Raw genomic sequence first — 24,151 nt, 5'->3', positions numbered from 1 at the left:
TTATTTCTTTTCCACAGTCATAACGGCTTTCCCGTTATAAAAACCACAAGAAGTACAAACTGTGTGGGGAATAAAAGCTTGCTTACAATTGTTGCAGACAGCCGCATGGCGCGCTTTTTTCGCATCGTGACTTCTTCGGATATTTTTTCGCGCATTGCTATGTCGGTTGCGTGGTACTGCCATATCTCTCACCTTTTATAACTTATCAAAAGGGGTTTCCCCTTTGATTCTTTTTCTACCTTCTAAAAATTGTACGATATTTCCTCTTTCGGGACAGCCTTCTTTGTTGCATTCTTGAAAACGATCGCTCTCTAAGAGGAGTTCTTGTCTAATTAAATCTTTACAATCAAACACCCCAGACTTGGCATCTTCATGACAAATCAGATGTGAGACTTCTATTAAGCCAATAGAGTATAAAAAACTTTTGTCACAAACACAACAACGCAATCCTAATGCAGTAGATATGCTGAAGGATAAAAACCATTGTTCACTGTCTATTTTTTCTAAATTCCCAGAAACTTCAATAGGATGAGAGAAAAGTTCCTCCTCACCAGGATCTCGAATATTCTCCGGACTTAAAGAATATTTTATTACTTCTTTTTCTCCGGGAAGCTTCAGTCGGAAAATGTATAATTTTAAATCGTCAATGTTTCCCATAAGAAAAATCTCAAAGCTGAGTTTAGAGTTGCTGTGAGTTTGAAGACAAGAGTTTACCAAACAAGGTAATTATAGAAAACAAGGACCTACTTTAAATCTATTGAGACAATAAATAAAACTATCATTTTTAATTTAAAAGAATCAATAAACCATTTCTGTAGAATTTTTTACCTATTTTTTTTATAATTTTTTTTCGCAGTCAATAGACAAATACCTAGGAAGTTTAGAACTACGCTTCTACAAACAAACCTATTCCTGAATTACATCCGAGCAAAAGCAGGAAATATGGATTAGGCATCAAGGAAGACCATGGAAAACGACATCTTATTAAATATAGAGTCTAAAGAAATTCGCTACGCCCATCTAAAAAACGGACAGCTTTTTGATCTCATCATTGAAAGAAAAAAAATTCGCCAACTCAAAGGCAACATTTATCGAGGTCGCGTAACTAATATCTTAAGAAACATTCAATCTGCTTTCATTAACATTGATGAAAGAGAAAATGGCTTCATTCACATTTCAGACGTATTAGAAAACTCTAAGAAGTTTGAACAAATGTTCGATATGGATTTCGATGTTCTCTCAAAAGAAAACGGAGAAAAACCTGAAGCCCCAATAGAAGAACTTTTAAAATTAGACAGCCCTGTATTAGTTCAGGTGGTGAAAGAGCCTATAGGGACGAAAGGAGCGCGTCTAACCTCGAACATTTCCATTCCCGGACGTTATTTAGTTTTGCTTCCTAACTCCCCTCATCGCGGTGTATCTAGAAAAATAGAAGATCCTCATATGAGAGACCAATTAAAACAACTAATTCGTTCTTTTGAAATGCCGCAAGATATGGGTCTTATTTGTCGAACAGCTAGCACACTCGCTTCTACTGATGCTTTAATCAATGAAGCTCACGACCTATTGGCTACATGGAAGGGTATTTTAGAAAAATTCCATTCCACAGACCAGCCCTGCCTACTTTACGAAGAGACGGACATCCTAAAAAAGGCTGTGATCACCTGCATAGATAAGAATCACAAACGCCTACTGATTGATGATTACTCTACCTATCAAAAATGTAAACGCATGCTCAAGAAGTACTCTCCAGACTCTTCTGTAAAGATAGAATACTATCGCGATTCAACTCCCATGTTTGAGCGTTTTAATATCGAAAAAGAAATTGATAAAGCAACTAAGAGAAAAATCTGGTTATCGAGCGGAGGCTATCTATTTTTCGATAAAACAGAAGCTATGCATACAATTGATGTGAACTCTGGAAGAAGCACGCAATTAGAAAGTGGTGTTGAGGAGACTTTGGTTCAAATCAACTTAGAAGCTGCAGAGGAAATCGCTAGACAATTGCGCCTACGTAATGTTGGGGGACTAGTTATTATTGATTTCATAGATATGAAATCACGTAAGAACCAACGTCGCGTTTTAGAACGTCTAAAAGAACATATGAAATACGATGCCGCACGTTGTACTATTTTAAGCATGAGCGAATTCGGCCTTGTAGAAATGACTCGGCAGAGAAATCGTGAATCCTTAATGCAAACACTATTTACAACGTGTCCTTATTGCAGTGGTAACGCGATTATCAAAACCCCAGAAAGTGTGGTCATTGAAATTGAACGAGATCTCAAAAAAGTTATCAATCATAAAGAACACACCAACTTATGTTTAGTTGTCCATCCTGAAATTGCTAATTATATGAAACAGGAAAAAGACGATGATGAACTCATCCGATTAGCTAAACATTTAAAAGCAAAATTACAAATTAACACATCAGACTCGCTTCATCTCAATCATTACCAGTTCTTCTCATTAATTACAGGAGAGAGTATTGAGCTATAGGCATGGTTATGCATTTTTCTACCTATTTATCACAGGCCTTTGGCAACCAATCCCTACCAGAACCTCTGTATCAGAAATTTCAGATCTATCATCAGAACTATCTTGATGCAGCAACCAAGAAATGTTCTTTGGCACAAGCGGAGGAATTATGTTTGCAGTGGCTGAAAATTATCATAGAGGATCTTAAAGATCCTTTTATCTTTCCTCCTTACCACAAGAAAATCCGTTCTCCGGTAGATCTATTTGATTTTGGTAAGCAATTTTTCTCTGTCCTTGTGGATGACGAACGCTCTCAAATTCATAACCTTCATCAATTAGATCGCATACAAGAATTTATAGATCGCAAAGACAATGTGATTTTGCTCGCGAACCATCAAACAGAATGTGATCCCCAGTTGATGTACTATGCCTTAGGGAAGACCCATGCTCAGCTTTTGGAAAATATGATTTTTGTGGCAGGAGACCGTGTTACCTCCGATCCCCTAGCTCGTCCTTTTAGTATGGGTTGTGACTTATTATGTATTTACTCAAAACGGCATATTAATAATCCTCCAGAACAAAAAGAGGAGAAGCTTCATCATAATCAGAAAAGCATGAAAACATTGAAAACTCTGCTAAATGAGGGGGGGAAATTTATTTACGTAGCTCCTGCAGGAGGTAGAGACAGAAAAACAAAAGATGATTTTCTTTATCCCACAGAATTTCAACCCGAAAGCATAGAAATGTTTCGTTTATTAACCAAGGCTTCGGGGAAACCGGCGCATTTCTACCCATTCGCATTAAAAACCTATGACATTCTCCCTCCACCACCGACTGTAGAAGATACTATTGGGGAATATCGAGCAATTTTCTTTGCTCCGATTTTCTTTAGTTTTGGTGAGGAGATTTTATTAGACAGCCTATGTTCCGAAGAAGAACTTATGCAGTGCGATAAACATAGCCAACGAGTATTAAGATCGAAAAAAGCATTTTCCATTTTAACGAAGTTATATGAGGAACTATAAGAATGATTTGGAAGGCATTGTCTGTTACTTTAATGCTATCTTTATTAGTAACATCATGCAAACAACACACAAGGTCGCTTCCCGATCAATGTCCTCTAAAAGTTCTTACTCCTTCCATAGCAGATCAAAAAATTTCCAAGGTAATCTGTGCCAACGGATTACAACTTCTAATAATTTCTAATCCAGGGCTCTCCACTTCAGGGGCTGCTTTAGCAGTAAAAACAGGGAATTCCTCAGATCCTCAGGAATTTCCTGGACTAGCACACTTAACAGAACACTGTGTCTTTCTAGGAAATAAAAAATATCCCAGTAATGACGGATTTTCTCTTTTCCTAAGCAATAACAATGGAACTTATAATGCTTTTACCGGTTCCTATACGACAAGGTATCTATTCTCTATAAACAACTCAGCATTTACCGAAGCTCTTGATCAATTTGTACATTTATTTATTCAACCTCTTTTTCATCAAGAGGACATTGACAGGGAGAAAAATGCTGTACACCAAGAATTTTCCATACACCCAAATACGGATCCTCGCCGTGTCTACCGCATTCAGCAACTCATTGCACCTCAAGGGAATCCCATTCAAAGGTTTGGGTGTGGAAATGCTTCTACGCTAGCACAAGTACGATCTCAAGACATGCACACATGGTTTAACCAGCATTATCATCCAGAAAACATGATTGCTGTTATCCATACGACAGAGCCTATAGAGAAAGCCACGAAGATCTTTTCAAAAATCTTCTCTCAAATCCCTTCCAAGAAAAACCATAAAATTCACAAGCCGATTTTTCCCTCTCAGGACACCTCTTCAGCAGGGAAACTTTATATTAACACTGCTGTAGAACCCACAGCAAGTATACAAATCTACTGGCATATAGATAATAACACCTCTCAAGCGCCTCTGGGTTATTATGCCGCTCTTTCTTATGTTTTAAATCACGAAGCTCCGGGTAGTCTTGTTTCTTTATTAAAAGAAGAAAAGCTTATTACAGAGTTTGATTCTGGATTTTATAAGACATCTGAAAATACGGGGAATTTTACCTTGTATTATCAGCTTACTGACAAAGGAGAAAAAGAATACTCCAGAGTATTACTCCATACTTTTGAGTGTCTACATCAAATCCAAAAGCAAGGGATCCCCAAACACTGTTTACAAGATATCTCTAAGATTAATACTTTAGAATACTGCTACAGCTCAAAAACGGATCTATTTAAAACTCTTCTGGAACAAATCACAAATCTTGTAAATGAAGATCTCACTACTTTCCCGTATCAATCGCTTGTTTATCCTGAATACTCCTCTGAAGAAGAACAACATATTTTAGGAATTCTCTCTGACCCCTATCAGGCACGCTATGTTTTATCCTCAAAAAATTCTGAAAATTGGAAAGAGGCAATAAAACACCACGACACAATTTTTAATATGGATTATTATGAAAAACCTCTGTCAGATTTAGAGTCCTACAAACAAGCTTCTTCCCAAGAGCTTATGACTCTACCCCAACAGAATATCTATATTCCGAAAAATATTGAGGTCGTAGAGATATCTAAACGAGAAAGTACAGAGTTTCCTTTCTCACCTCGCCTGGCTTATAAAGATTCTGGTCTTACCTTCTACTATTGTGAAGATCATTATTACACCACGCCCAAACTTTCTATAAATTTACGCATGCGCTCCCCCAGTATCTCGAGAAAGGATATTCGTTCTTTAATAGCCACCGATCTATGTTCTCTAGCCATTAACGAACGCCTCGTTAAGCAATACTATTAGGCTTCTCAGGCTGGGCTATGTTTCTCTACTTCTTTGCGTGGGGATGGATTGAACTTAGAAATCTCAGGGTACAGCACAACAGCCCCGATTCTATTAAGGTCTATTTTATCCTCCTTTGATCCCTCTATAAGCAAAGAGAGATTCGAGATTTATAAGCAGCAGCTCATGGAAACCTATCAGCAAAAGATTACGAAATGCCCCATACGCGCGGGAATGGCTAATCTTTGGTCTTATACATTACATGATGTGTACTCTTATCAAGATAAACTATCTGCTCTGAAAACAATAGATTTTGAAGAGATTGAAAACTTCTCAAAACTCATGTTTGAACAATTACATGTTGAGGCTTTGGCTCTTGGACCGTCATCACATGAGCAAGAACAACAATTAATCTCTATCGTTAAAGATTTCACCTCTTCTTATCCTACATATACTGCGGATGCTTTTTACTATCAAAGGCAAGACAAAGAAGTCTCAAGTATAAAAATAGACTATCCTTTATCGGGAAATGCTATGTTACTAGTTCTTCAAGATAAGCATTCTTCTTCCGTGGATCATATCGTTGCTACAGAGATGATGTTTAAATGGTTACATCACATAGCATTTTATCATTTACGCACGGAGCAGCAGCTGGGTTATGTAGTAGGAGCATGTTATCACGAGCCTTTACTATGTCCTTCAGGCCTGTTTTATATTCGCTCTAACGCTTACACGCCTCAAGAACTTGCAACAAAAACGCAGACTTTCATCAAAGAGGTTGCTGTATCTCCAGAGAAATTTGGTATGTCGGATCAATATTTTTCTGATTTAAAAAATGCATATATAAAAAACATTACTGATCCTTCTTCTTCTTTGGAATCCATGGGATCAGCATTATTTTCCTTCGCCTTTGAAAAGGCCTCTGTTCAATTTTCACTACCTAATGAAAAAATTTCCGCAGCCCAGAATATGGATTATGCGACTTTTAAATCTTACTGTCAGGAATTTCTTAACCAGAAATTAGGAGAAGAAATTCCTGTGTATATTCATGGGAAAGAGGGATAAGTATTTCCTATCTGAAGAAGCAGTAAACAAATTCTGGGACATCTCTGAGAAACCAAAAGATCATCAAAGAAATGATTGACGGTCCTAGTGCAAATAAGAACAACCATCCCAAAGACGATGATAAAGCAGGGAATGAGGGTTTTAGGATTAGATAACCCACAACATTGGGCATATTAGAAATAATTGTGAGGCCTCCAGCAGACATGCATCCTACGATAACGAGATAAAGGAAACAATCTGTAGCTACTGGGAGGTTGTGAACAAGATAGTTCACCAGAGCATTGTCTAAGAATATGGAAAGGGTATATGAGGTGATCATATAACCAAAATCCGACATTCTATGCATTAACTCCAATACCCACCATTCTTGAAGTTCTCCGAAAATCACAAGGCCGGCATAAAACAGCCCCACAAAGCATACCTTAGAGATATTGATCGAGTGCTGATAGAAAATGGTGAATTTCTGAAATCCCAAATAAAATATGAGAATGGCAGCCATGATTAATGGGATAGATCGAGCCAGTATTACAGAGCCTACAAGAACAATATGTACACAGATAATCCATTTCGGTACACGTTCATTCATCATAGAGGGGTTAGTAACAACCCTAGGAAAATTATTAAATTCCTTTCGGAAAATAAGATAGTAGATAGTTGTCGACAGCAAAATGGCAAGTATAGATTTCCAACAGAAATATTTTAGAATAAAGCCATTTCCCCATTTTACTGAGGGTAGAATAATAAACAAGGCTCTGGAAGATAGAGCTGATGTTAATCCCCCTATAGAAATATTAGAAAACAGTAATCCCATTGTAGCGTAAGCAAAACGTGGAGATGGGGAGAACTTATAAAAATTCCTCACAAGCAATGTTGAGGCGATAATCATAGCTCCCGTTTCTTTAAGGAGCACAGAAGATAGTGGCGAAGCTATCATTAGGGTCCACCACCAGCATCGTGGGGACTGTTTCCCTATTTTTGCAATATTTGAAAAAATACGTTCTGAGAAATATACAATGGGTCGGGATTCAAGAAGAATTAGCATAATAACAATAAACAAGGAAAACACGTAATTCCTGCTATTGAAATAACTCATGGTCACTCTATATCCCTCGGAATAGAGAAACCATAAAAATAGAGGAGCCGCCCAAAGGACGAAAACCAGCTCAACTCTACTTACCAATCGATAGAATTCGCTTAACCAAAGATATTTCTTCCACCGTTCAGGAAACACCATCTTTTTATGTTGATACAGTTGGCACTGACTAAACAACCAAGGCGTAAGAAATGTATGCAATATCGAAAAGAAAAAAAGTAGAGCAGCTCCCGCCTTCAATGATGAAGAATACTGAGGTAAAATCATAAACAATCCAAGGAGATGCTAATTCTTATAGTTAGCAATAGAGATATTTTGAGTAAAAATAAAGTCTCAAAAACCTTTTCTCAAACGCGAGATAAATAGTTCCAGATTTTCTCTCCTTTAAAAAAAGAGTGAGGGAAAGAAATTGTAAAAAATTTTTTGTTTCTATAAGTAAAAGAAATAGATGAGGGTACAATTATGTCGCATACAATCACACTATTGACTACCGATAGCAATACTGAAGAAATAAAAAAAGCGCTTCAAAGGATTACTTCTGCATCTTCGTGTGTTCTTGGATTTTCACACGAGCAGGGAAAAGACGATCAATCTTACGAAGTTTGCCAAGCCGAGAGCACTCTTTCTGTAGAAGCCAGTAAGATCGCTTCTATTGCTGAAGGAGCTTTGTTATCTTGTTGTTGCAAATAAATTATCGGGACACGGGAACCACCCGCTGTGTTTGCGTAGGCTATTTACAAGCACACCTTGACTATTTTGGATAGTTGCGTGAATAGCTTTGGCAATGGAAGGATCTATTTCCAGTTTCCTGGGATAGCTTACAAATAAAGTTGCCCCAGCTCCGGACATACAGACATGAGCATGAAAAGGACTCCACATCTTTTTTAGCATTTGTTTTTTCTCTTCCAGATCCCGACGGAAACGAAATACAGACTTCTCTAAATCATTTTCTTTTTTGTATAAAGAGATATTTTCTTCCCTTTGAGAGAAGTCTTCGGAACGTACGTAAGAAAAGGCATCTTTAGTAAGGACTCCTTGATCAGAAAAATATAGTACGAATCTCTCTTCTCTTTTGCAGTCTTTATAAGGAAGGATTTTCTCACCACATCCTACTCCTATAGCGGACCCTGAAGAAAAAAACAGAGGCACGTCCATACCAATTTTTTTTCCTAATTCCTGAAGAACACTATTGGGTAGTTGTGTTTGAAAATGCTCGTTTAAAGCATAAAGGGCTGTTGCAGCGTTGCTGCTACCGCCTCCCACACCAGCTCCGATAGGGATTCGCTTATGTAACCGCCAAGCTACAGGACTACGTATCTGTGTATAGTCTCTGAAAACCTGAAGACTTTTCCATATGAGATTCTGTGGGGTATTTAATTCTGGGAGATTACATACAAGAGAGTCTTCATTACTACTCTCTAAATAAAGATTGTCTCCGAAGTCAATGACTTGATACTGAGTGGTCATCTCATGAAAACCATGAGAAGTTTTTCCGTGAAGCTTTAAAAAAAGATTCAGTTTTGCTGGAGAAAAAAGATCCATAAAACCAATTGTTGTATAGGCAAGGAGCAAAGCTCCTCACCCAAGGATGTCTACTCCAACTCTTCAGCAGCAACCGTCTGTTCTTGAGACGACTGTTGATTAAGAACGGCAATATATGCGCTTTCGGAAGATACTTCAACAAACAAAGTTGCGGTAACACCTTCTTTTAATTTTAAAGGCACGCTTTTCTTTCCGAGATTTTTAATCGCATAATGAGCGTTTGGGAAATTCTTACGTGTAAGAATAACATTTTTCTTAGCTGCCTCAGCAATAATATCACTAATTGTGACAGAACCATACATATTGTTATCGGGATCTACACGAACCTGAAACTCAAGCACGAGATCCTTGAGAAGCTCTGCTAATTTTTCAGACTCTGCTCTATCCTCTGCAGCACGAAGCAACCGTTCTTCTTTTAGCTTTGCTTGTAAGCGCAAAGTTCCAGCTCCTGCTATGATAGCTTTCTTCTGAGGCAAAAGATAGTTCCGGACATAACCAGGACGTGCGGTTACAATATCGCCACTACGACCTAAACCATCAACATCCTCTAGTAAAAGTAGTTGTTGTTTCATTTTGTTTCTCTTCCTCTAAATTAATCTTCTCCTACAAAAGGTAGAAACCCTATATGACGCGCTCTCTTAATAGCTAGGGTAAGAATACCTTGGAAGCGGGAAGAGACACCTGTTATTCTTCTGGGTAAGATCTTACCTCTTTCCGTAATGAATTTTTTTAAAGTTTCCGTATCTTTGTAATCGATTGTTTTCCAACCTGCGGAAACAAAAGGACACTTCTTATTAAAACGCTTCCTTCTGTGTTCATTATTATGAACAGGCTTATTCATGTTTTCTCCTTAAAAAATTATTCTGGTAACGATGCGAACTCTAAGACTTCTTTGACCGCATCAGTTTTAAGGGTTAAGAATCTAAGAAGATCTTCATTGAGATGATATTCTTTCCACAATTCAGCTATTACTCCAGGAACTACTGAGAAATAGATAAGATAATAGTAACCCTCTCTAGCTCCACGAATAGTGTACGCTAATTTTTTGCGTCCCTGATCATGAATTTTTAGAATTTCGCCACCATAATTTATGATGCCTGAAGTTACCTTCTCCAAAGCTTTGCGTCTAGCTTCCTCACTCAGAGTAACACTAAATACATACGCTCCTTCATAAAGTTGGGTTGTTTTTTCTTTCATTAAAAACTCCTAAACATAGCTAGAGTAGTTTATTTCCCTAAGATATCCCGGTCTATAAAAATTACTTCGGGATCTCCTAGGCAGTTTGAGTCCCGGAACACCATTGAGAAAATAACGCCCAGGCCTCGATAAATAAAGATTGTATTCCAATCTGTTCTTCTTCAGTAAATTGTCCGAGAACAAAGTCTGACAATTCTACATCTTCTCTTTGAGGTCGACCGACACCCAAACGCAACTGCCAATAATCATTAGAACCTAAGCTTTGTGTGATACTTTTTATCCCTTTGTGTCCGCCACCACCAGCACTTTGGCGAAGACGAACTTTACCGAAAGGTTGATTCACGTCATCAGCGAGAACTAGAATACGATCCGTTGCAATATTATAATATTCCTTAACTGCTAAAACAGCCTTACCGCTTAGATTGACGTAGGTCCTAGGTTTAATGAAAATCACAGTCCCTTGGGAAGATTCAACTTTGGCGATATCGGAAAATAATTTCGGAGTTTCTTTAAAATGCACTCCGGAAAACTCCTGAAGCAGCCTGTCTGCACATAGAAACCCTATATTATGTCGCGTCCATGTATATTGACGTCCCGGATTTCCTATGGCAACAACCAGCATCGTCATAATTAGATTATCTTCTAGATACTGTTACGACAACTTCCTTAAGAGGAGTAATAGGACGAAGTCCTGCAGGGATATTAATATCGGACAATTTTCTTGTCTGAGACAATCCCAATGAGCGAACATCCAATTCTAAGAAAGGAACAATATCTTTAGGTTTACATACAACGCGCAAAGCACGGATAACCTGTCTTAGGGATCCACCTAATTTCACGCCAACACAATCCACAGCATTAATGCAGCGAATTGGAATATTTAATTTCACATCACGATCTTCTATAAGTTCTTCAAAATCTAAATGGATCACTTGATATGTGGTCACTTGATATTGAATATCTTTAACTAGGGCCCTAATTATACGACCTTCGTAAGATAAAGAAAAAATTGTAGAAGATAGCGCACCGCTTTCTAGGCCAGATAAAAATTTGCTAAATACGTGAGCATCAACAACGATATTTGCCACGCTCTTTCCGCCGGAATAAATAACAGCAGGAATGCCTCCTGTTTGACGAATTTTTTTAAGCAAAGATTTTTTATCAGTCTCGCGACTTGTAACTACGAGCTCCATAATGTGCTATTCTCCATAATCTTGAGCTAAAAGAACCCTTTAAAGCCATTCTTTCCTAAAGCTAGAATGGTTTTTCTCTGGGGACCATCGACTGTCATGTCTAGAACATATATCTGAACAGTTTTCGAGGCAAAATTATAGCTCTATCTCGGAAAAAGTCAATCTTTTCCCTAAAATGAAGCTTTCCTTTATGCAACGAAAAAATTAGTAAGGGGGAGGATAAAAAAAAGAAATAACAGAAACCTTGGGGTGAAAGGATTCGAACCTCCGATGCACGGTACCAAAAACCGCTGCCTTACCGCTTGGCTACACCCCAACATAAGGCCATATTTTATCTAATCTTCAGTTTTTGAAAATAGGAAAATTTCAAAGTCATTAAGAATTTTACCATAACGTCAAAACGTAACGTCAAAAAACGGGCCTTTTCGTCTTGTGATTTTTATTCTTTGCTTGCTATGACGCACAGATAATTAATGAAAAGAGAAGATTATGAAAATCATACAAGCTGCAGTAGAATTCGCTCCTTTTATTAAAGCTGGTGGATTAGGAGATGCTGTCTATAGTTTATCAAAAGCCTTGTCTGCGAGCCACGACGTCGAAGTCCTACTTCCCTTCTACCCCTGCATATTTCCTACTGTTTCTTCTCAAGTAATTGATGAAAAAGTTTTCGCCTATGAATTTTTAGGAAGACAACACGCCTCTTCTATTTCTTATTCATATGAGGGAATGATTCTTACGGTGATTACATTGGATTCACAGTTAGAGCTTTTCTCAACATCTACCATCTACACTCAGGATGATACGCTACGCTTTAGTGCTTTTTCTGCTGCTGCTGCTGCCTATATTCAAAAATTAAATCACGTAGATATTGTGCATATGCATGACTGGCATACGGGACTTTTGCCAGGCCTGTTAAAGGAGCCCAACAGACAACATTATCCCAAAAGAATTTTTACAATTCACAACTTTAGTTATCGAGGCTATTGCAGCACACAATTACTAGGAGCCTCTGGGATAAGTGAGTTTGGCTTGAGCAATTACCAGTTATTTAGAGATCCCCAAGTTAGCGTATTGCTAAAGGGAGCTTTATATTGTTCTGACTATATTACAACAGTATCTCCTACATATGCTCAGGATATTCTTCACGACTACTCTGACTATGAAATGCATGACGCTATCATGGCTAGACGCCATGTTTTTAGAGGTATTTTGAACGGTATAGACGACAACATATGGAATCCAGAAACAGATTCCTCTTTAGTCGCGAACTACGGCAAGAATTTACTTGATTCTCCCGAAATCTTATTCACGAAGAAAGAAGAAAACAAAGTAGCCTTGTATGAAAAATTAGGGATGTCTCCTGAACACTCCCCTTTGCTGTGTATCATTTCTCGGATTGTGGAACAAAAAGGTCCTGAGTTTATGAAAGCTGCTATTCTTCATGCCATGGAAAATGGGTACGCTTTCATCCTTGTGGGGAAATGTTATGATGAGGAAACACAAAGAAAATTTTCAAATTTACAGGAATCTTTAACCATGTCCCCAAATGTTCGAATCATTTTGGATTATAACGAACCTCTAGCCCGATTACTATATGGTGCTGCGGATATGCTGTGTATTCCTTCGCATTTTGAACCCTGTGGCCTTACCCAACTGATTGGAATGCGTTATGGAACCGTACCCTTAGCTAGGGCTACTGGAGGCCTTGCTGACACCGTAACCCCAGGCATTAATGGTTTTACCTTCTCTCATGCAGACAACTTTAATGATTTCTTCCGTATGTTATCTCAGGCAGTTACTACCTACAGACACGAACCCGATGTGTGGTTTCAACTTGTAGAAGAAGGTATGCTTCGATCTTCGGGGCTGTCAACTATGGCTATGCATTACCTAGAAATTTATAATTCCCTATTATGATCTCCAGGCTTAATTTTTGCTCTCTGCAATACATGATTTTTATTCACCCAAAAGTATTCAACTCCTGAGCATACAGAATAAATAGCAACTATAGACCCCACTACAGAAGCAAAAAGTTCTAAATCTCCTTCAGAAATCATTCCCAGGGAATGTGGTATCATTGCAAGTAAAATTAATAAAAAGCTTATACCTTGTAGAATAGCTTTCAATTTCCCACTCGCTCTAGCAGCAAGAACGACTCCTCGAAAAGCACATACAGTACGTAATGTACTAATTACAGAATCTCTAGCCAGGAAAATGAAAACCAGAATGAGAGGTAAATTTACTGGTGGTTGAGTGAATGTCAGATATAGAGAAATCCGATAAATGCTATCAGCCATGGGATCAAGAAGTTTCCCTAAATCTGTAACTTGAGAAAATTTTCTAGCTATGTAGCCATCGATAGCATCAGTAAGCTCTGAGAGACCTAAAAGAGCAAGTAGAACATATGGAAGAACTACGGGAGTAATTCCAAGCCACTTTCCTTTAAGGTAAAGTAACATGAAAATTGGCGTTATAAATAGCCGGGAAAAAGTTAGATAATTAGGCAGTCCCACCCCATCCCTCATTAAAAAAATTACTTAAACAGGAATCTTAGCACAAAACTAATGCCTAAAAGACAAATTAAATAGATAAGAATTAGAGCGCAAGCACCGAATGTTATAATGTTAAAAAAACTATTTTCTGTAGAATGACGCCGAGTTTTCTCTTAGTATTGTTTGTTTTTATTTACAGTGGTATCTTTGTCTTGAATTCCTAGAAAAATCCTTATTTTCAAATGTTATCGTTTAAATAACTATAAACTTTCTTAGATTCCATTTTTGATCGGAGTTTTACTATGTCTCAACCTCTTACCTTACAAGCGATGATTGCTAAAATTTTGCAGTTCTGGAATGAACAGGGGTGCGTGATTCATCAAGGGTATGATCTAGAGGTAGGAGCAGGGACATTTAATCCAGCGACGTTTTTGCGTGCTTTAGGACCTGAGCCGTATAAAACAGCGTATGTAGAGCCCTCTAGGCGTCCTCAAGACGGTCGCTATGGTATGCACCCTAACCGTCTTCAAAACTATCATCAGCTTCAAGTAATTCTTAAACCCGTCCCCAAACATTTTCTTTCTTTATACAAGGAGTCTTTGCAAATTATTGGTCTCGATCTTCGAGAGCATGACATTCGTTTTGTTCATGATGATTGGGAAAATCCTACGATTGGAGCTTGGGGTTTAGGCTGGGAAGTGTGGCTAAATGGGATGGAAATTACCCAGTTGACTTACTTTCAGGCTATAGGAAGCAAGCCTCTCGACGCAATTAGCGGTGAGATTACTTATGGCGTTGAGCGAATCGCGATGTATTTGCAGAAAAAAAACTCTATTTTTGATGTGCTTTGGAACAATGAACTGACTTATGGAGATATTACGCAAGCATCTGAAAAAGCTTGGAGTGAGTACAATTTCGATACAGCCAACACGCAAATGTGGTTAAAACATTTCGAAGACTTTGCACAAGAAGCTTTAGCTACCCTTGATCGGGGCTTGCCGGTCCCAGCCTATGACTTTGTGATCAAAGCTTCTCATGCTTTCAATATCCTTGATGCTCGAGGTGTGATTTCTGTCTCAGAACGCACTCGCTACATTACTAGAATTCGTCAATTAGCTCGTGCCGTAGCGGATGGTTATGTAGCCTGGCGAGCATCTTTAAATTACCCCCTATTGCATAAGAAAGAGACGCCACATAAAGATGAAACAGAGAAAGCCCCTCTTCTCCCGAACCTAAAAACTGCTGCCGATTTCTTACTAGAAATTGGTTCTGAAGAGCTACCCGCAACCTTTGTCCCTATTGGGATTCAACAATTAGAATCTTTGGCTAAGAAGCTTTTATCTGACTATAATATTGGCTACGAGAGTTTAGAAGTATTAGGATCTCCAAGAAGACTTGCTCTGTTAATTTACAAGTTAGAGCCTACAGCAGTACAAAAAGCTACTGAAAAGAAGGGGCCGATACTATCCTCTCTATTTAGTGATTCTGGAAATGTAACTACGCAGGGCGAGCAATTTTTTGCGTCTCACAATGTGCATATTCGTCATTACAATGAACTCTTTCAATACTCTCAGTTTGAAATTCGCGAGATACATTCTGTAAAATATCTATTTCTTCTACATCCTGAAGTACACCAAGACACGGCAACGATTTTGGCTAATGAATTACCTAGATTAATTCAATCTATGAAATTCCCTAAAAAGATGGTTTATGATGATAGCGGTGTAGAATACGCTCGTCCTATTCGTTGGTTAGTTTCTTTATATGGAACATCCATTCTTCCTTTCTCCTTTGGGAAGACATCTGCTTCGAACACTTCTTGGGGCCATCGACAATTAGATCCGAGAGAAATAACTATTCCTTCTTGCGAGAGTTATGTAGAGGCCCTGAGAGATGCTTGTGTTATAGTTTCGCATAAGGAACGTAGAGAAATCATTGAACAGGGATTGAAATCACATAGCTCTGACAATGTTTTCCCCATTGCTAATCCTCGTTTACTTGAAGAAACAATTTTTCTTACAGAACATCCTTTTGTTACTTGTGCGCAATTTGATCCGAAGTTTTGTGCTTTACCTAAAGAGCTACTCATTGCTGAAATGGTAAATCACCAAAAATACTTCCCCACGCAAAACGCCTCTGGCGAGATCACCAACAAGTTTATTTTGGTTTGTGATAATTGTCCCAATGACATTATCATTGAGGGGAATGAAAAAGCTTTAGCTCCTCGACTTACTGATGGAGATTTCCTTTTTGCTCAGGATTTAAAAACATCATTAAGTACCTTTACAGATAAGCTAAAATCTGTGACTTATTTTGAGGCCCTAGGCTCTCTGTATGATAAGGTAGAAAGACTAAAGGCTCATAAAGAGATTATTCTTCCTCTCCTGCCTTTATCTTCTCAAGAAGACATCTCTACTGCAATCGAGTTTTGTAAAGCAGATTTAGTCTCTGCGGTAGTTAATGAATTTGCAGAACTACAAGGCATTATGGGTGAATATTATCTAAAAAATGCCGGATTATCTAAAGCATCCGCAGTAGCTGTGGGAGAACATCTACGCCATATTACCGATGGTCAAACCATCTCCTCTACAGGAACTCTGTTAAGCTTAATAGATCGTTTTGATAATTTACTTTCTTGCTTCATCTTAGATCTTCGGCCTACTTCATCTCATGATCCCTATGCTTTACGTCGTCAATCTCTAGAGATCCTCACCCTCTTACATGCCTCCGAAGCATCTTTAGATCTTGAGAGCCTACTTCATCATTTAGCAGATAATTTCCCAGCTACGATTCAAGAAACCTCATGGGATAAACCAGCTGTTGTCAGAGACATCCTCACTTTCATCTGGGGAAGACTGAAAACGTTCTTAGCTTCTCTAGGATTTAGCAAGGATGAAATTGCCACAGTGCTTTCTGATACCTCGGAGAAGAACCCTGTAGAAATCATAAAATCAGCGATGGCAATTCAAGGCATGAAAGCTAGCCACAAGGATATTTTAGAAAAAATTACCACGACACACAACCGTCTGAGGAAAATCTTAGCATCCCTGAAGCTTTCTACAAGCAAATATGCTCTGGAGCAACTCGATGCTCAAGAAGCCAAACTTAAATCAGTTCTTGATCAATTTTCTGTATCTGTAAACATAAAGAATAATAAGAAGGACTATCTCTTAAATCTTGGAAATCTTACAGATAGCATTAATATGTTTTTAAATACCGTGCACGTTACTAGTGGGAGTGAGGAACTGCAAAATTTACGCATTCATCTACTACTAACGGCTCTGGAGAAGTTTTCCTCTTATCATTGGGAATCTTTAAAGTTCTAGAACACTTTAGGCATAAAAAGTGGCTCGCTAGATTTTATCTCTATAGCCACTTTTTTTAATTTTATCATTTGGACACGATCTTAAAAATCTAGTTTAGTGATATCCACAACTGTTTCCTGATCCCCATCAACCAAAACAGTTACCATAAACACTCCAGAAAATTCAGTGAAATTAGAACTTGGGAATCTATCCTTAAACTCTTGAACATGAACATTGTCTTCTGATTCACTGTCTTCGGGCTGTAAAACAACCACAGTCGCTACACCCTCCAAAGAGAACCCGAAGAAATCACCAAGATCAAATCCCCGACGAACCAACTCACTTAACACACAATGATGAGAGTCACTCACTACAACAATAATTAAGGGAATACTTTCCTTTTGAGCATATACTAAGGCTTCTTCATAGTTCTGGAACACTTGAGAAGCAGAACTTTCCACAGTTACAAGAGAACTCGTTTCATCAGAGGCTAGGACAAGCGGAGTTGGCAATAATAAACACGAGAGCAAAGCTAGTAAGATACGCATAAAATTACTTTTCCTAAATTAAAATGCCCACCACGATACCAGGAGGGATAGAAAAAAAATATCCCGATTTTAAAATTTTAGATGTCGGGATATCTGAGGAAAAGAGCGTTTATTACTAACGTACGGAGATGCTAGGTTTTAAAGGAGATTCTAAGGGTACCTCAATAGGCATTATATCCATGATTTTATCTTCAGAATCCGTAACGGAAACCGTCATTAGATAGGTTCCTTGAAGATGAGCCACCTCTGGGAAACGCTTCTGAAATTCGGCTATTTCAGCGAGCATTGGGTCTGGAACCGGAGGATAAATTAACAAATTAATACCTGTAGGACTCAAAACAACAAATTTAGCGTATTTGTTTAGAACGGATTCTTCCATATCTATCGCCATAGCGTATAGAGGATGAAACGCTATGGTGTTCTCATCGCTGTATAGAACAATGAGGGTATTCTTTCCCTCTTGTCTTACCGACATTAGACAATCGTTATAAGAGTAAAATATAGAAGGGTGTTGCATCGAAATGTCTTCGACTTGTTGATCACTTTCTTCTTCTTTCAAAGATGTAGAAGTTTCTCTCCCAATGGCTGGTAGGGCTAACAACAATGTAAGTATGGATAACAAGACGTGCATGAGGACCTCCCTTGCTAGTTTGTTGTGAAACTGTGGGAAGAAGGATAGCAAAGCCCTAGTTTTAAGGACAGTGCATTCTAGTTATCAAAATAATTTGGATAGTTAAAGATATAAAATATCTAATTCAAATAAACAGGAGAAAATCATATATCATTAATTATCAGGCGCATAAACAATTACCGCCTGATATCACTGGCACACAATGACTCGTGGTTTTGAATCAAGAAACAGAACTTGAACAAGGCAGAACTCTATGAACCTTATCACGCCCGTTAGCATCTACAGTTATAAGAATCACACAAGGACCTTGGAGATCTAGTTCCCAGAAACGATCTTGAAAGTCTGCCATGTATAAAACCATAGGATCGATTTTAGGATAAAAATCTTTCGAACTAATCAGGCCTGGCTGCATTACCACAATATTACACACATTGCCTAAATCTCTAGGAAGACAAAAATCTTTCTGAGTAACTTCTGTCCATACTTGTTTATGCCGAGGATTAAAGTAGACGAATATGCACCCTCTACTGTTCTCCTGAGCATCCATTAAGGCAGCATAATATGAATAGTATACCCTCTGGCCATTAGCAAGTTCTGTGTGCTGTGGTGGAGAAAATTTATCAGAAGTGGTCTCTTCCCGACCTATTAAAATAAGATCTCTGCCCCAAGCAGGTAGAGAGGTCAGTAATAAAAGAATAAAGCAACAAAAACGCATAAAATCTATTCCCCGCTTATCGAAATTCACAAAAGTAAACTAGACAACGACTTTCTATCAATGATTAGCCGCGCCGACATTGCGCGACCCAAGATAGAGCAACGGGGATATAAAATCACCTGTTTGTAAAAATAATATTACAAACATCTAAGTGATATCTCTAGATAACACCATTTCTGGATATCAATGTTTCTAGTTCTAAAGCCTGCTGATTTTGCCACTCTTGAAGTAAAATAGAAGCCCCGAAACCTAAACCGGCAGCTTTAGAGATCTCACAAGCTCGTTCAACAAAAGAAGAGCCACAACGTGCGGCAGCTAATCCCATAGCCTCCGAAACAACAATTCCTCGAGTACGGTTCTCCCCTGTCATCACCCAGCTCAAACATAAAATTCCGGCAAGGATTGGCAAAAGAAACTTGAAAGATTTCATAAAAAAACCAACAAATTAATAAACTAACAAGGCAATATTTTATATTAAACTTATTAATTTTTCAACCTTTACAAAAAGTTAATAATTCGAATTGCCCTTTGGAAAACCCTAAATAATACAGGGTTGGGAGTCTTGAGGATCTAGGAGGGAAACAATGACTCGGTCTTTACGCAAGCGAACATAGTCTTCGAGAATAGAGAGCTGGTGCCCCTGAGAATTTTTTGACTGCGCAGAAAGAGGATGGCGCTGCTCTTTCCATTGACGATCCGCAAGCTTTTGTAAAGACTGTATAAATACAGTCTCCAGACAATCAGTATTCATACGCCGTTTTATAAGCAGTTCTATAATGACCTTGTCTTCTAACAAGGATAAGGCTTCGTCAAAAGGAAGATTACTTTGATGTTTTTCATAATATTCGATGAGACGAGAAAACAACTTTCTGCATTCCGGATGTTTGAAATCCTTAGGAGTAAAATAATTTTTTGCTGTGTAGGGGAGGCTCGTGTTATGAGCTTTGCAAAACAACATACAGCGTAAAACATCAGTTTCAATAATCACATCGGGATGAATTTTCGGTAACTTTGCTTTACTCGTTGCCAGGACTGTAGCTGGTGTGATCCCCGATTCTAATTTTGCTAAAGAAAATACCATACTTTCTGGAATCATCATCAAAGAAGCTAATTGCTTAAGATGTTCGTACACAACAATGGGATTCCCCCATTTTTTAATTTGTGTAATGGTTTCTTCGATTACCAGAGCCTTTTCTCTCGGAGAAAAATTCGGATAGACGCGAATTTTTTCACTGATAAGGAAGGTAAGGTAATCCTCACTTTGATCCAGAAGTTCACCAAGAGGTCCTGCTCCCTTATGTCTCAGGAAGGAATCGGGATCCTCCCCTTGGGGGAGACGACAAACCATAACAGCAATACCCACTGTCTGGCACATATCTCCAACACGAATAGCCGCCTTTATTCCAGCGTCATCACCATCAAACAGGACATAAGCCTTAAGAACCCCTAATTTACTTAATTCTTTTACGTGATCCTCGGTAAACGAAGTTCCCTGAGCAGCAAGAGTACAATTAAATCCTGAATCTATCATCTGCAGGCAATCTGCCTGCCCCTCGACTAGAATCACACGTTTTTCCTTTGCAATTCTTCTTCGCGATAAATGTAATCCGAAAAGAGCACGAGATTTTTTAAAGATAATTGTTTCTGGAGTATTCACATACTTACTCCCTCGAGTATTCTCTAAAAACTTTCTTGATGAAAACCCTATAGTATGTCCTAGAGAATCGTGTACGGGGAAAATGATTCTACGAGAAAATAAAAACCACTTATTTCCGATAAAGCCTGCTGATTCTAGCTGTTTTTCTGAAATATTTTTTTCACGCATAGCCTGAACAAATAACGTTTGCTCTGGTGCGTAGCCTAAATGAAAACGATCTATTGTATCTGGAGAAAAACCCCGACGATATAAATACTGCAAGGCTTCCCTACCCTCTGCAAGCTGGTATAAACAAAAACGAAATAGGTTTTCTGCTTCATGGTTAATCTGTCGTAACTCATCTTTCGCCCCTATAGGAAATGAGGTCTGCGTATCCTTAACTTCGACGACAAGATCTACGTGAAATTTTTTTGATAAAGTAAGAACGGCTTCACTAAAAGAATACCCAAGATGATTCATCAAAAAACTAATAGCATCACCGTGAGCTCCACAACCAAAACAATGGTAATACGCACATGTCGGATTAACAATAAACGAGGGCGTTTTCTCTACATGGAAGGGGCAACACGCTTTATAGGTAGCGCCACTCCTTTTTAAATGAAGATGTTCCGAAAGCACTTCCACAATATCAATGTTGTGCCTAAGATTATCTAAACTTTCTTCTGTATACATAGATTTATAAGCTTGGCTGTTCCTTGGTTATGCCACATTCACCTCTTTAAAAGAAAGACGGCTCATTGCATGAATCTGTGACCAACACATCTCTAAGATAAACCCGTCTTGATCCCGAAGAATAAATATAGTAATCTAGTAGGCTAACGCATAGGAAAATTCGGCAAAATCTCTATGGTCTTTTACAAGAGTCTGCTAATCTAACCATCAGTTATTGAATTTATGGAATAGCAACATCTCTAAGCGTTGTCTTCCGCTCGACTAGCTTAATCTCCAGGTAATACTTTTTCTCAAAGAAGAACTATGACATCAAAAAAACTTACACCTATGATGAAGCAATGGCATCAATGTAAGGAGCAAGCCGGAGAGTCTCTCCTTCTCTTTCGCATGGGAGATTTTTACGAGGCTTTCTATGAGGATGCGGTTTTGCTCTCTCAACATCTAGATCTTACGCTCACGCAAAGACAAGGGATCCCCATGAGCGGCATTCCTGTATCCACTATCAATGGGTACATAGATCGTTTGGTAAGTAAAGGGTTTAAAGTTGCCGTTGCCGAACAGCTTGATGAAGTACAGGATGGTAAAGGAAAATCAGAACCTCTTTCCAGAGAGTTACAAAGATTTATTACTCCAGGGACACTACTTTCTTCCTCATTACTTCCTGAAAAAGCCCACAACTACATCGTTTCCATTAACCGTGTTGGAGCTTTGTTTGGATTTTCGTGCTTAGACTTTTCTACAGGATCCTTTCTATTACAAGAATACGACAATAAAAAAGATCTTATTGATGAAATCTGCCGCTTAGCCCCTACAGAAATTTTAAGCTGCGATAAATTCTATAAAAAACATTCTGATGTTATAGAACAACTCCTACAGCATTTAAAACTTACCCTCTCTACCTATTCTGATTGGGCTTTCGAGCATCAATTTGCCACTCAAAAATTATCAGCTCATTTCAAAGTTTCTTCTTTAGATGGATTTGGCCTTAAGGGTTTGGTCCCGGCTATTAATGCTGCTGGAGCCTTGCTCTCCTATCTTCAAGATAAACTTTTATTACCTATAGAACATATTTCCATACCGAAAACCCATGGGAATCAAAAATACCTACTTGTAGACACAGCTTCGCAAGTAAACCTCGAACTTCTGGCTCCACTTCACGATCCTCAGGGGAAAAGTTCTTTACTACATGTCATGGAACGCACTTGTACCCCTATGGGCGGCAGGCTATTGCGCAATACTTTAGTGAGTCCTTTTTATGATCAAAAAGAAATTTTACTGCGTCAGGATGCTGTGGAATTTCTTTTGAACCGTTCTGAATTAAGAAAAAACCTTAGGTCTTTCCTTTCTCAAGTGCGAGATCTCGAACGTTTAACGACAAGAGTCACCACATCATTAGCAAGTCCTAAAGATGTGGGTATGCTTCGAGATTCATTACACGCAAGTATTCGTGTTTTTGAGGTCCTTTCTCCCCTGCCTTTGCCTGAATTTTTCCAAGGGAAATTCATACCCACGATTGGTTTAGCATCTCTTTTAGACTTACTTTCCAAAGCTCTTCTAGGAGAATTGCCTTTAAGAATTTCTGAGGGAAATATTTTCTCTGATGACTATCATCCCGATCTCAAGCGTCTACGTTATACTCGTGAAAATTCAAAAGAATGGTTATGGGACTATCAAGAAACAATTCGCAAACAAACCGGAGTGAAAAAGCTTAAAGTTTGTTATTCACAGGCTCTTGGTTACTATATAGAGGTAAGTAGTGATTTGGCTCCTCTATTACCTAAAGAATTTATCCGTCGACAATCACGTCTTCATGCCGAACGTTTCACAACAGAAAAGCTCCAGGAATTTCAAGATGACATGTTGCATGTCTCCGATAAGCTGCAAATGCTGGAGACCGAACTATTTAAAGATTTATGTTCGCGAATTCTTGAACAACGTGAAGCGATTCTTTCCTTATCTCAGGTGATAGCTGACGTGGACTATATCCTGTCTTTAGCGGATCTTGCCGCAGAACATAATTATTGTCGTCCTGTCGTAGATTCTAGCGACTCTCTAGCTATATTAGGAGGAATTCATCCTGTTGCACAAACTCTATTAGATAGAGGAACTTTTATCCCCAATGATATAAAAATGCATAGCACGCGGACGCGGATGATTTTAATCACCGGTCCAAATATGGCGGGGAAATCTACATATATCCGACAAATAGCTTTACTTGTCATCATGGCGCAAATGGGTTCATTTATCCCTGCAAAATCTGCTCATATTGGCATGATTGATAAAATTTTCACTCGTATAGGTGCTGGAGATAATTTATCTAAAGGCATGTCGACATTTATGGTGGAAATGGCGGAAACAGCTAACATTCTACATAACGCTACAGACCGATCTTTAGTTATTCTTGATGAAGTGGGTCGAGGAACGAGTACCTATGATGGTTTAGCAATAGCACAATCTGTTGTAGAGTACCTCCTCTTTACTGAGGGCAAAAAGGCCAAAACTCTATTTGCCACTCACTACAAAGAACTCACGGATTTAGAAAAGCACTGCCCGCACGTAGAAAACTTCCACGCCGGAGTTAAAGAGAATGGAGGCCAACCTGTATTCTTATATGAGATTCTTAAAGGGCATTCTCAAAGAAGTTTTGGAATACACGTTGCAAAGCTTGCTGGCTTTCCTCTTTGTGTGGTATCGCGAGCACAACAGATCTTGCGTCAATTAGAGGGCCCAGAAGCAGCTTCTAGACAAAATCAAGAAAAAGTGCAGCAGCTTACGTTGTTTTAA

At 38.6% G+C, this 24,151-nt stretch carries 21 protein-coding genes, 1 tRNA gene and 1 pseudogene; 7 read left to right on the top strand and 16 right to left on the bottom strand.

What is annotated here, in order from left to right:
* Positions 1-183, bottom strand: coding sequence for a 50S ribosomal protein L32 (gene rpmF / locus CF_RS05180; RefSeq protein WP_011457761.1), 183 nt, complete (start codon positions 181-183; stop codon positions 1-3).
* 12 nt (positions 184-195) lie between these two features.
* Complete coding sequence (locus CF_RS01045) at positions 196-657, bottom strand: hypothetical protein (RefSeq protein ID WP_011457760.1); 462 nt, start codon at positions 655-657, stop codon at positions 196-198.
* 309 nt (positions 658-966) lie between these two features.
* Between CF_RS01045 and CF_RS01040 the strand changes: the two genes are divergently transcribed.
* The 3 genes and pseudogenes from CF_RS01040 to CF_RS01030 all read left to right on the top strand — a co-directional run bounded on the left by CF_RS01040 (position 967) and on the right by CF_RS01030 (position 6,322).
* Positions 967-2,499, top strand: a complete 1,533-nt coding sequence (locus tag CF_RS01040; protein ID WP_011457759.1) for an Rne/Rng family ribonuclease — start codon at positions 967-969, stop codon at positions 2,497-2,499.
* 8 nt (positions 2,500-2,507) lie between these two features.
* On the top strand, positions 2,508-3,503 hold the full coding sequence (locus CF_RS01035) for a 1-acyl-sn-glycerol-3-phosphate acyltransferase (RefSeq protein WP_041468058.1): 996 nt from the start codon (positions 2,508-2,510) through the stop codon (positions 3,501-3,503).
* Between the two features lie 2 nt (positions 3,504-3,505).
* Positions 3,506-6,322 (top strand): annotated as a pseudogene (locus CF_RS01030) (insulinase family protein).
* 7 nt (positions 6,323-6,329) lie between these two features.
* On the opposite strand, the gene CF_RS01025 reads toward CF_RS01030, so the two are convergent.
* Positions 6,330-7,682 (bottom strand): putative Na+/H+ antiporter, encoded by a 1,353-nt coding sequence (locus CF_RS01025; RefSeq protein WP_011457755.1) that lies wholly within the window; start codon positions 7,680-7,682, stop codon positions 6,330-6,332.
* Between the two features lie 195 nt (positions 7,683-7,877).
* Here CF_RS01025 and rbp7 point away from each other — a divergent pair, with 195 nt between their 5' ends.
* On the top strand, positions 7,878-8,105 hold the full coding sequence (gene rbp7 / locus CF_RS01020) for a reticulate body protein Rbp-7 (protein WP_011457754.1): 228 nt from the start codon (positions 7,878-7,880) through the stop codon (positions 8,103-8,105).
* Here the strand turns inward: rbp7 and ispE are convergent.
* The 7 genes from ispE to CF_RS00985 all read right to left on the bottom strand — a co-directional run bounded on the left by ispE (position 8,085) and on the right by CF_RS00985 (position 11,663).
* Positions 8,085-8,957 carry a 4-(cytidine 5'-diphospho)-2-C-methyl-D-erythritol kinase gene (ispE, locus tag CF_RS01015; RefSeq protein WP_011457753.1) on the bottom strand — a complete coding sequence of 291 codons (873 nt, stop codon included), beginning with the start codon at positions 8,955-8,957 and terminating at the stop codon, positions 8,085-8,087. The two genes, rbp7 and ispE, sit on opposite strands and share 21 nt — an antisense overlap.
* Positions 8,958-9,007: 50 nt before the next feature.
* Positions 9,008-9,529 carry a 50S ribosomal protein L9 gene (gene rplI, locus CF_RS01010; RefSeq protein WP_011457752.1) on the bottom strand — a complete coding sequence of 174 codons (522 nt, stop codon included), beginning with the start codon at positions 9,527-9,529 and terminating at the stop codon, positions 9,008-9,010.
* A gap of 20 nt (positions 9,530-9,549) precedes the next feature.
* On the bottom strand, positions 9,550-9,798 hold the full coding sequence (gene rpsR, locus CF_RS01005) for a 30S ribosomal protein S18 (protein ID WP_006343478.1): 249 nt from the start codon (positions 9,796-9,798) through the stop codon (positions 9,550-9,552).
* 17 nt (positions 9,799-9,815) lie between these two features.
* Entirely contained in the window at positions 9,816-10,154 is a 339-nt protein-coding gene (rpsF, locus tag CF_RS01000; RefSeq protein ID WP_011457751.1) for a 30S ribosomal protein S6, read from the bottom strand.
* 76 nt (positions 10,155-10,230) lie between these two features.
* The gene (gene pth, locus CF_RS00995; protein ID WP_011457750.1) at positions 10,231-10,782 is read right to left on the bottom strand and encodes an aminoacyl-tRNA hydrolase; all 552 of its coding nucleotides are present in this window, start codon (positions 10,780-10,782) and stop codon (positions 10,231-10,233) included.
* Positions 10,783-10,789: 7 nt separating this feature from the next.
* Positions 10,790-11,347, bottom strand: coding sequence for a 50S ribosomal protein L25/general stress protein Ctc (locus CF_RS00990; protein WP_011457749.1), 558 nt, complete (start codon positions 11,345-11,347; stop codon positions 10,790-10,792).
* Between the two features lie 244 nt (positions 11,348-11,591).
* Positions 11,592-11,663, bottom strand: a tRNA-Gln gene (locus CF_RS00985).
* A 173-nt stretch (positions 11,664-11,836) separates the two neighbouring features.
* On the opposite strand from CF_RS00985, the gene glgA reads away from it, so the two are divergent.
* Complete coding sequence (gene glgA / locus CF_RS00980; RefSeq protein WP_011457748.1) at positions 11,837-13,264, top strand: glycogen synthase GlgA; 1,428 nt, start codon at positions 11,837-11,839, stop codon at positions 13,262-13,264.
* Here the strand turns inward: glgA and pgsA are convergent.
* The gene (gene pgsA / locus CF_RS00975) at positions 13,246-13,860 is read right to left on the bottom strand and encodes a CDP-diacylglycerol--glycerol-3-phosphate 3-phosphatidyltransferase (protein ID WP_041468056.1); all 615 of its coding nucleotides are present in this window, start codon (positions 13,858-13,860) and stop codon (positions 13,246-13,248) included. The genes glgA and pgsA overlap by 19 nt on opposite strands.
* Before the next feature lie 281 nt (positions 13,861-14,141).
* Between pgsA and CF_RS00970 the strand changes: the two genes are divergently transcribed.
* The gene (locus CF_RS00970; RefSeq protein ID WP_011457746.1) at positions 14,142-17,165 is read left to right on the top strand and encodes a glycine--tRNA ligase; all 3,024 of its coding nucleotides are present in this window, start codon (positions 14,142-14,144) and stop codon (positions 17,163-17,165) included.
* An 80-nt stretch (positions 17,166-17,245) separates the two neighbouring features.
* Here the strand turns inward: CF_RS00970 and CF_RS00965 are convergent, their stop codons facing one another.
* From CF_RS00965 to dnaG, 5 genes are all read right to left on the bottom strand, one after another.
* Positions 17,246-17,692 (bottom strand): hypothetical protein, encoded by a 447-nt coding sequence (locus CF_RS00965; protein ID WP_011457745.1) that lies wholly within the window; start codon positions 17,690-17,692, stop codon positions 17,246-17,248.
* A gap of 115 nt (positions 17,693-17,807) precedes the next feature.
* The gene (locus CF_RS00960) at positions 17,808-18,323 is read right to left on the bottom strand and encodes a hypothetical protein (RefSeq protein ID WP_011457744.1); all 516 of its coding nucleotides are present in this window, start codon (positions 18,321-18,323) and stop codon (positions 17,808-17,810) included.
* 220 nt (positions 18,324-18,543) lie between these two features.
* Complete coding sequence (locus tag CF_RS00955; protein WP_011457743.1) at positions 18,544-19,038, bottom strand: hypothetical protein; 495 nt, start codon at positions 19,036-19,038, stop codon at positions 18,544-18,546.
* A 160-nt stretch (positions 19,039-19,198) separates the two neighbouring features.
* A complete protein-coding gene (locus CF_RS00950; RefSeq protein ID WP_011457742.1) occupies positions 19,199-19,468 on the bottom strand; it encodes a hypothetical protein in 270 nt (89 codons plus the stop codon).
* A 108-nt stretch (positions 19,469-19,576) separates the two neighbouring features.
* A complete protein-coding gene (gene dnaG, locus CF_RS00945) occupies positions 19,577-21,367 on the bottom strand; it encodes a DNA primase (RefSeq protein ID WP_011457741.1) in 1,791 nt (596 codons plus the stop codon).
* A gap of 303 nt (positions 21,368-21,670) precedes the next feature.
* Between dnaG and mutS the strand changes: the two genes are divergently transcribed.
* Positions 21,671-24,151, top strand: a complete 2,481-nt coding sequence (gene mutS / locus CF_RS00940; protein ID WP_011457740.1) for a DNA mismatch repair protein MutS — start codon at positions 21,671-21,673, stop codon at positions 24,149-24,151.

Source organism: Chlamydia felis Fe/C-56 (assembly GCF_000009945.1).
Taxonomy (GTDB): Bacteria; Chlamydiota; Chlamydiia; order Chlamydiales; family Chlamydiaceae; genus Chlamydia; species Chlamydia felis.
Note: the sequence above shows the minus strand (reverse complement) of the source record. Positions and strands in the feature narration are given on the sequence as shown.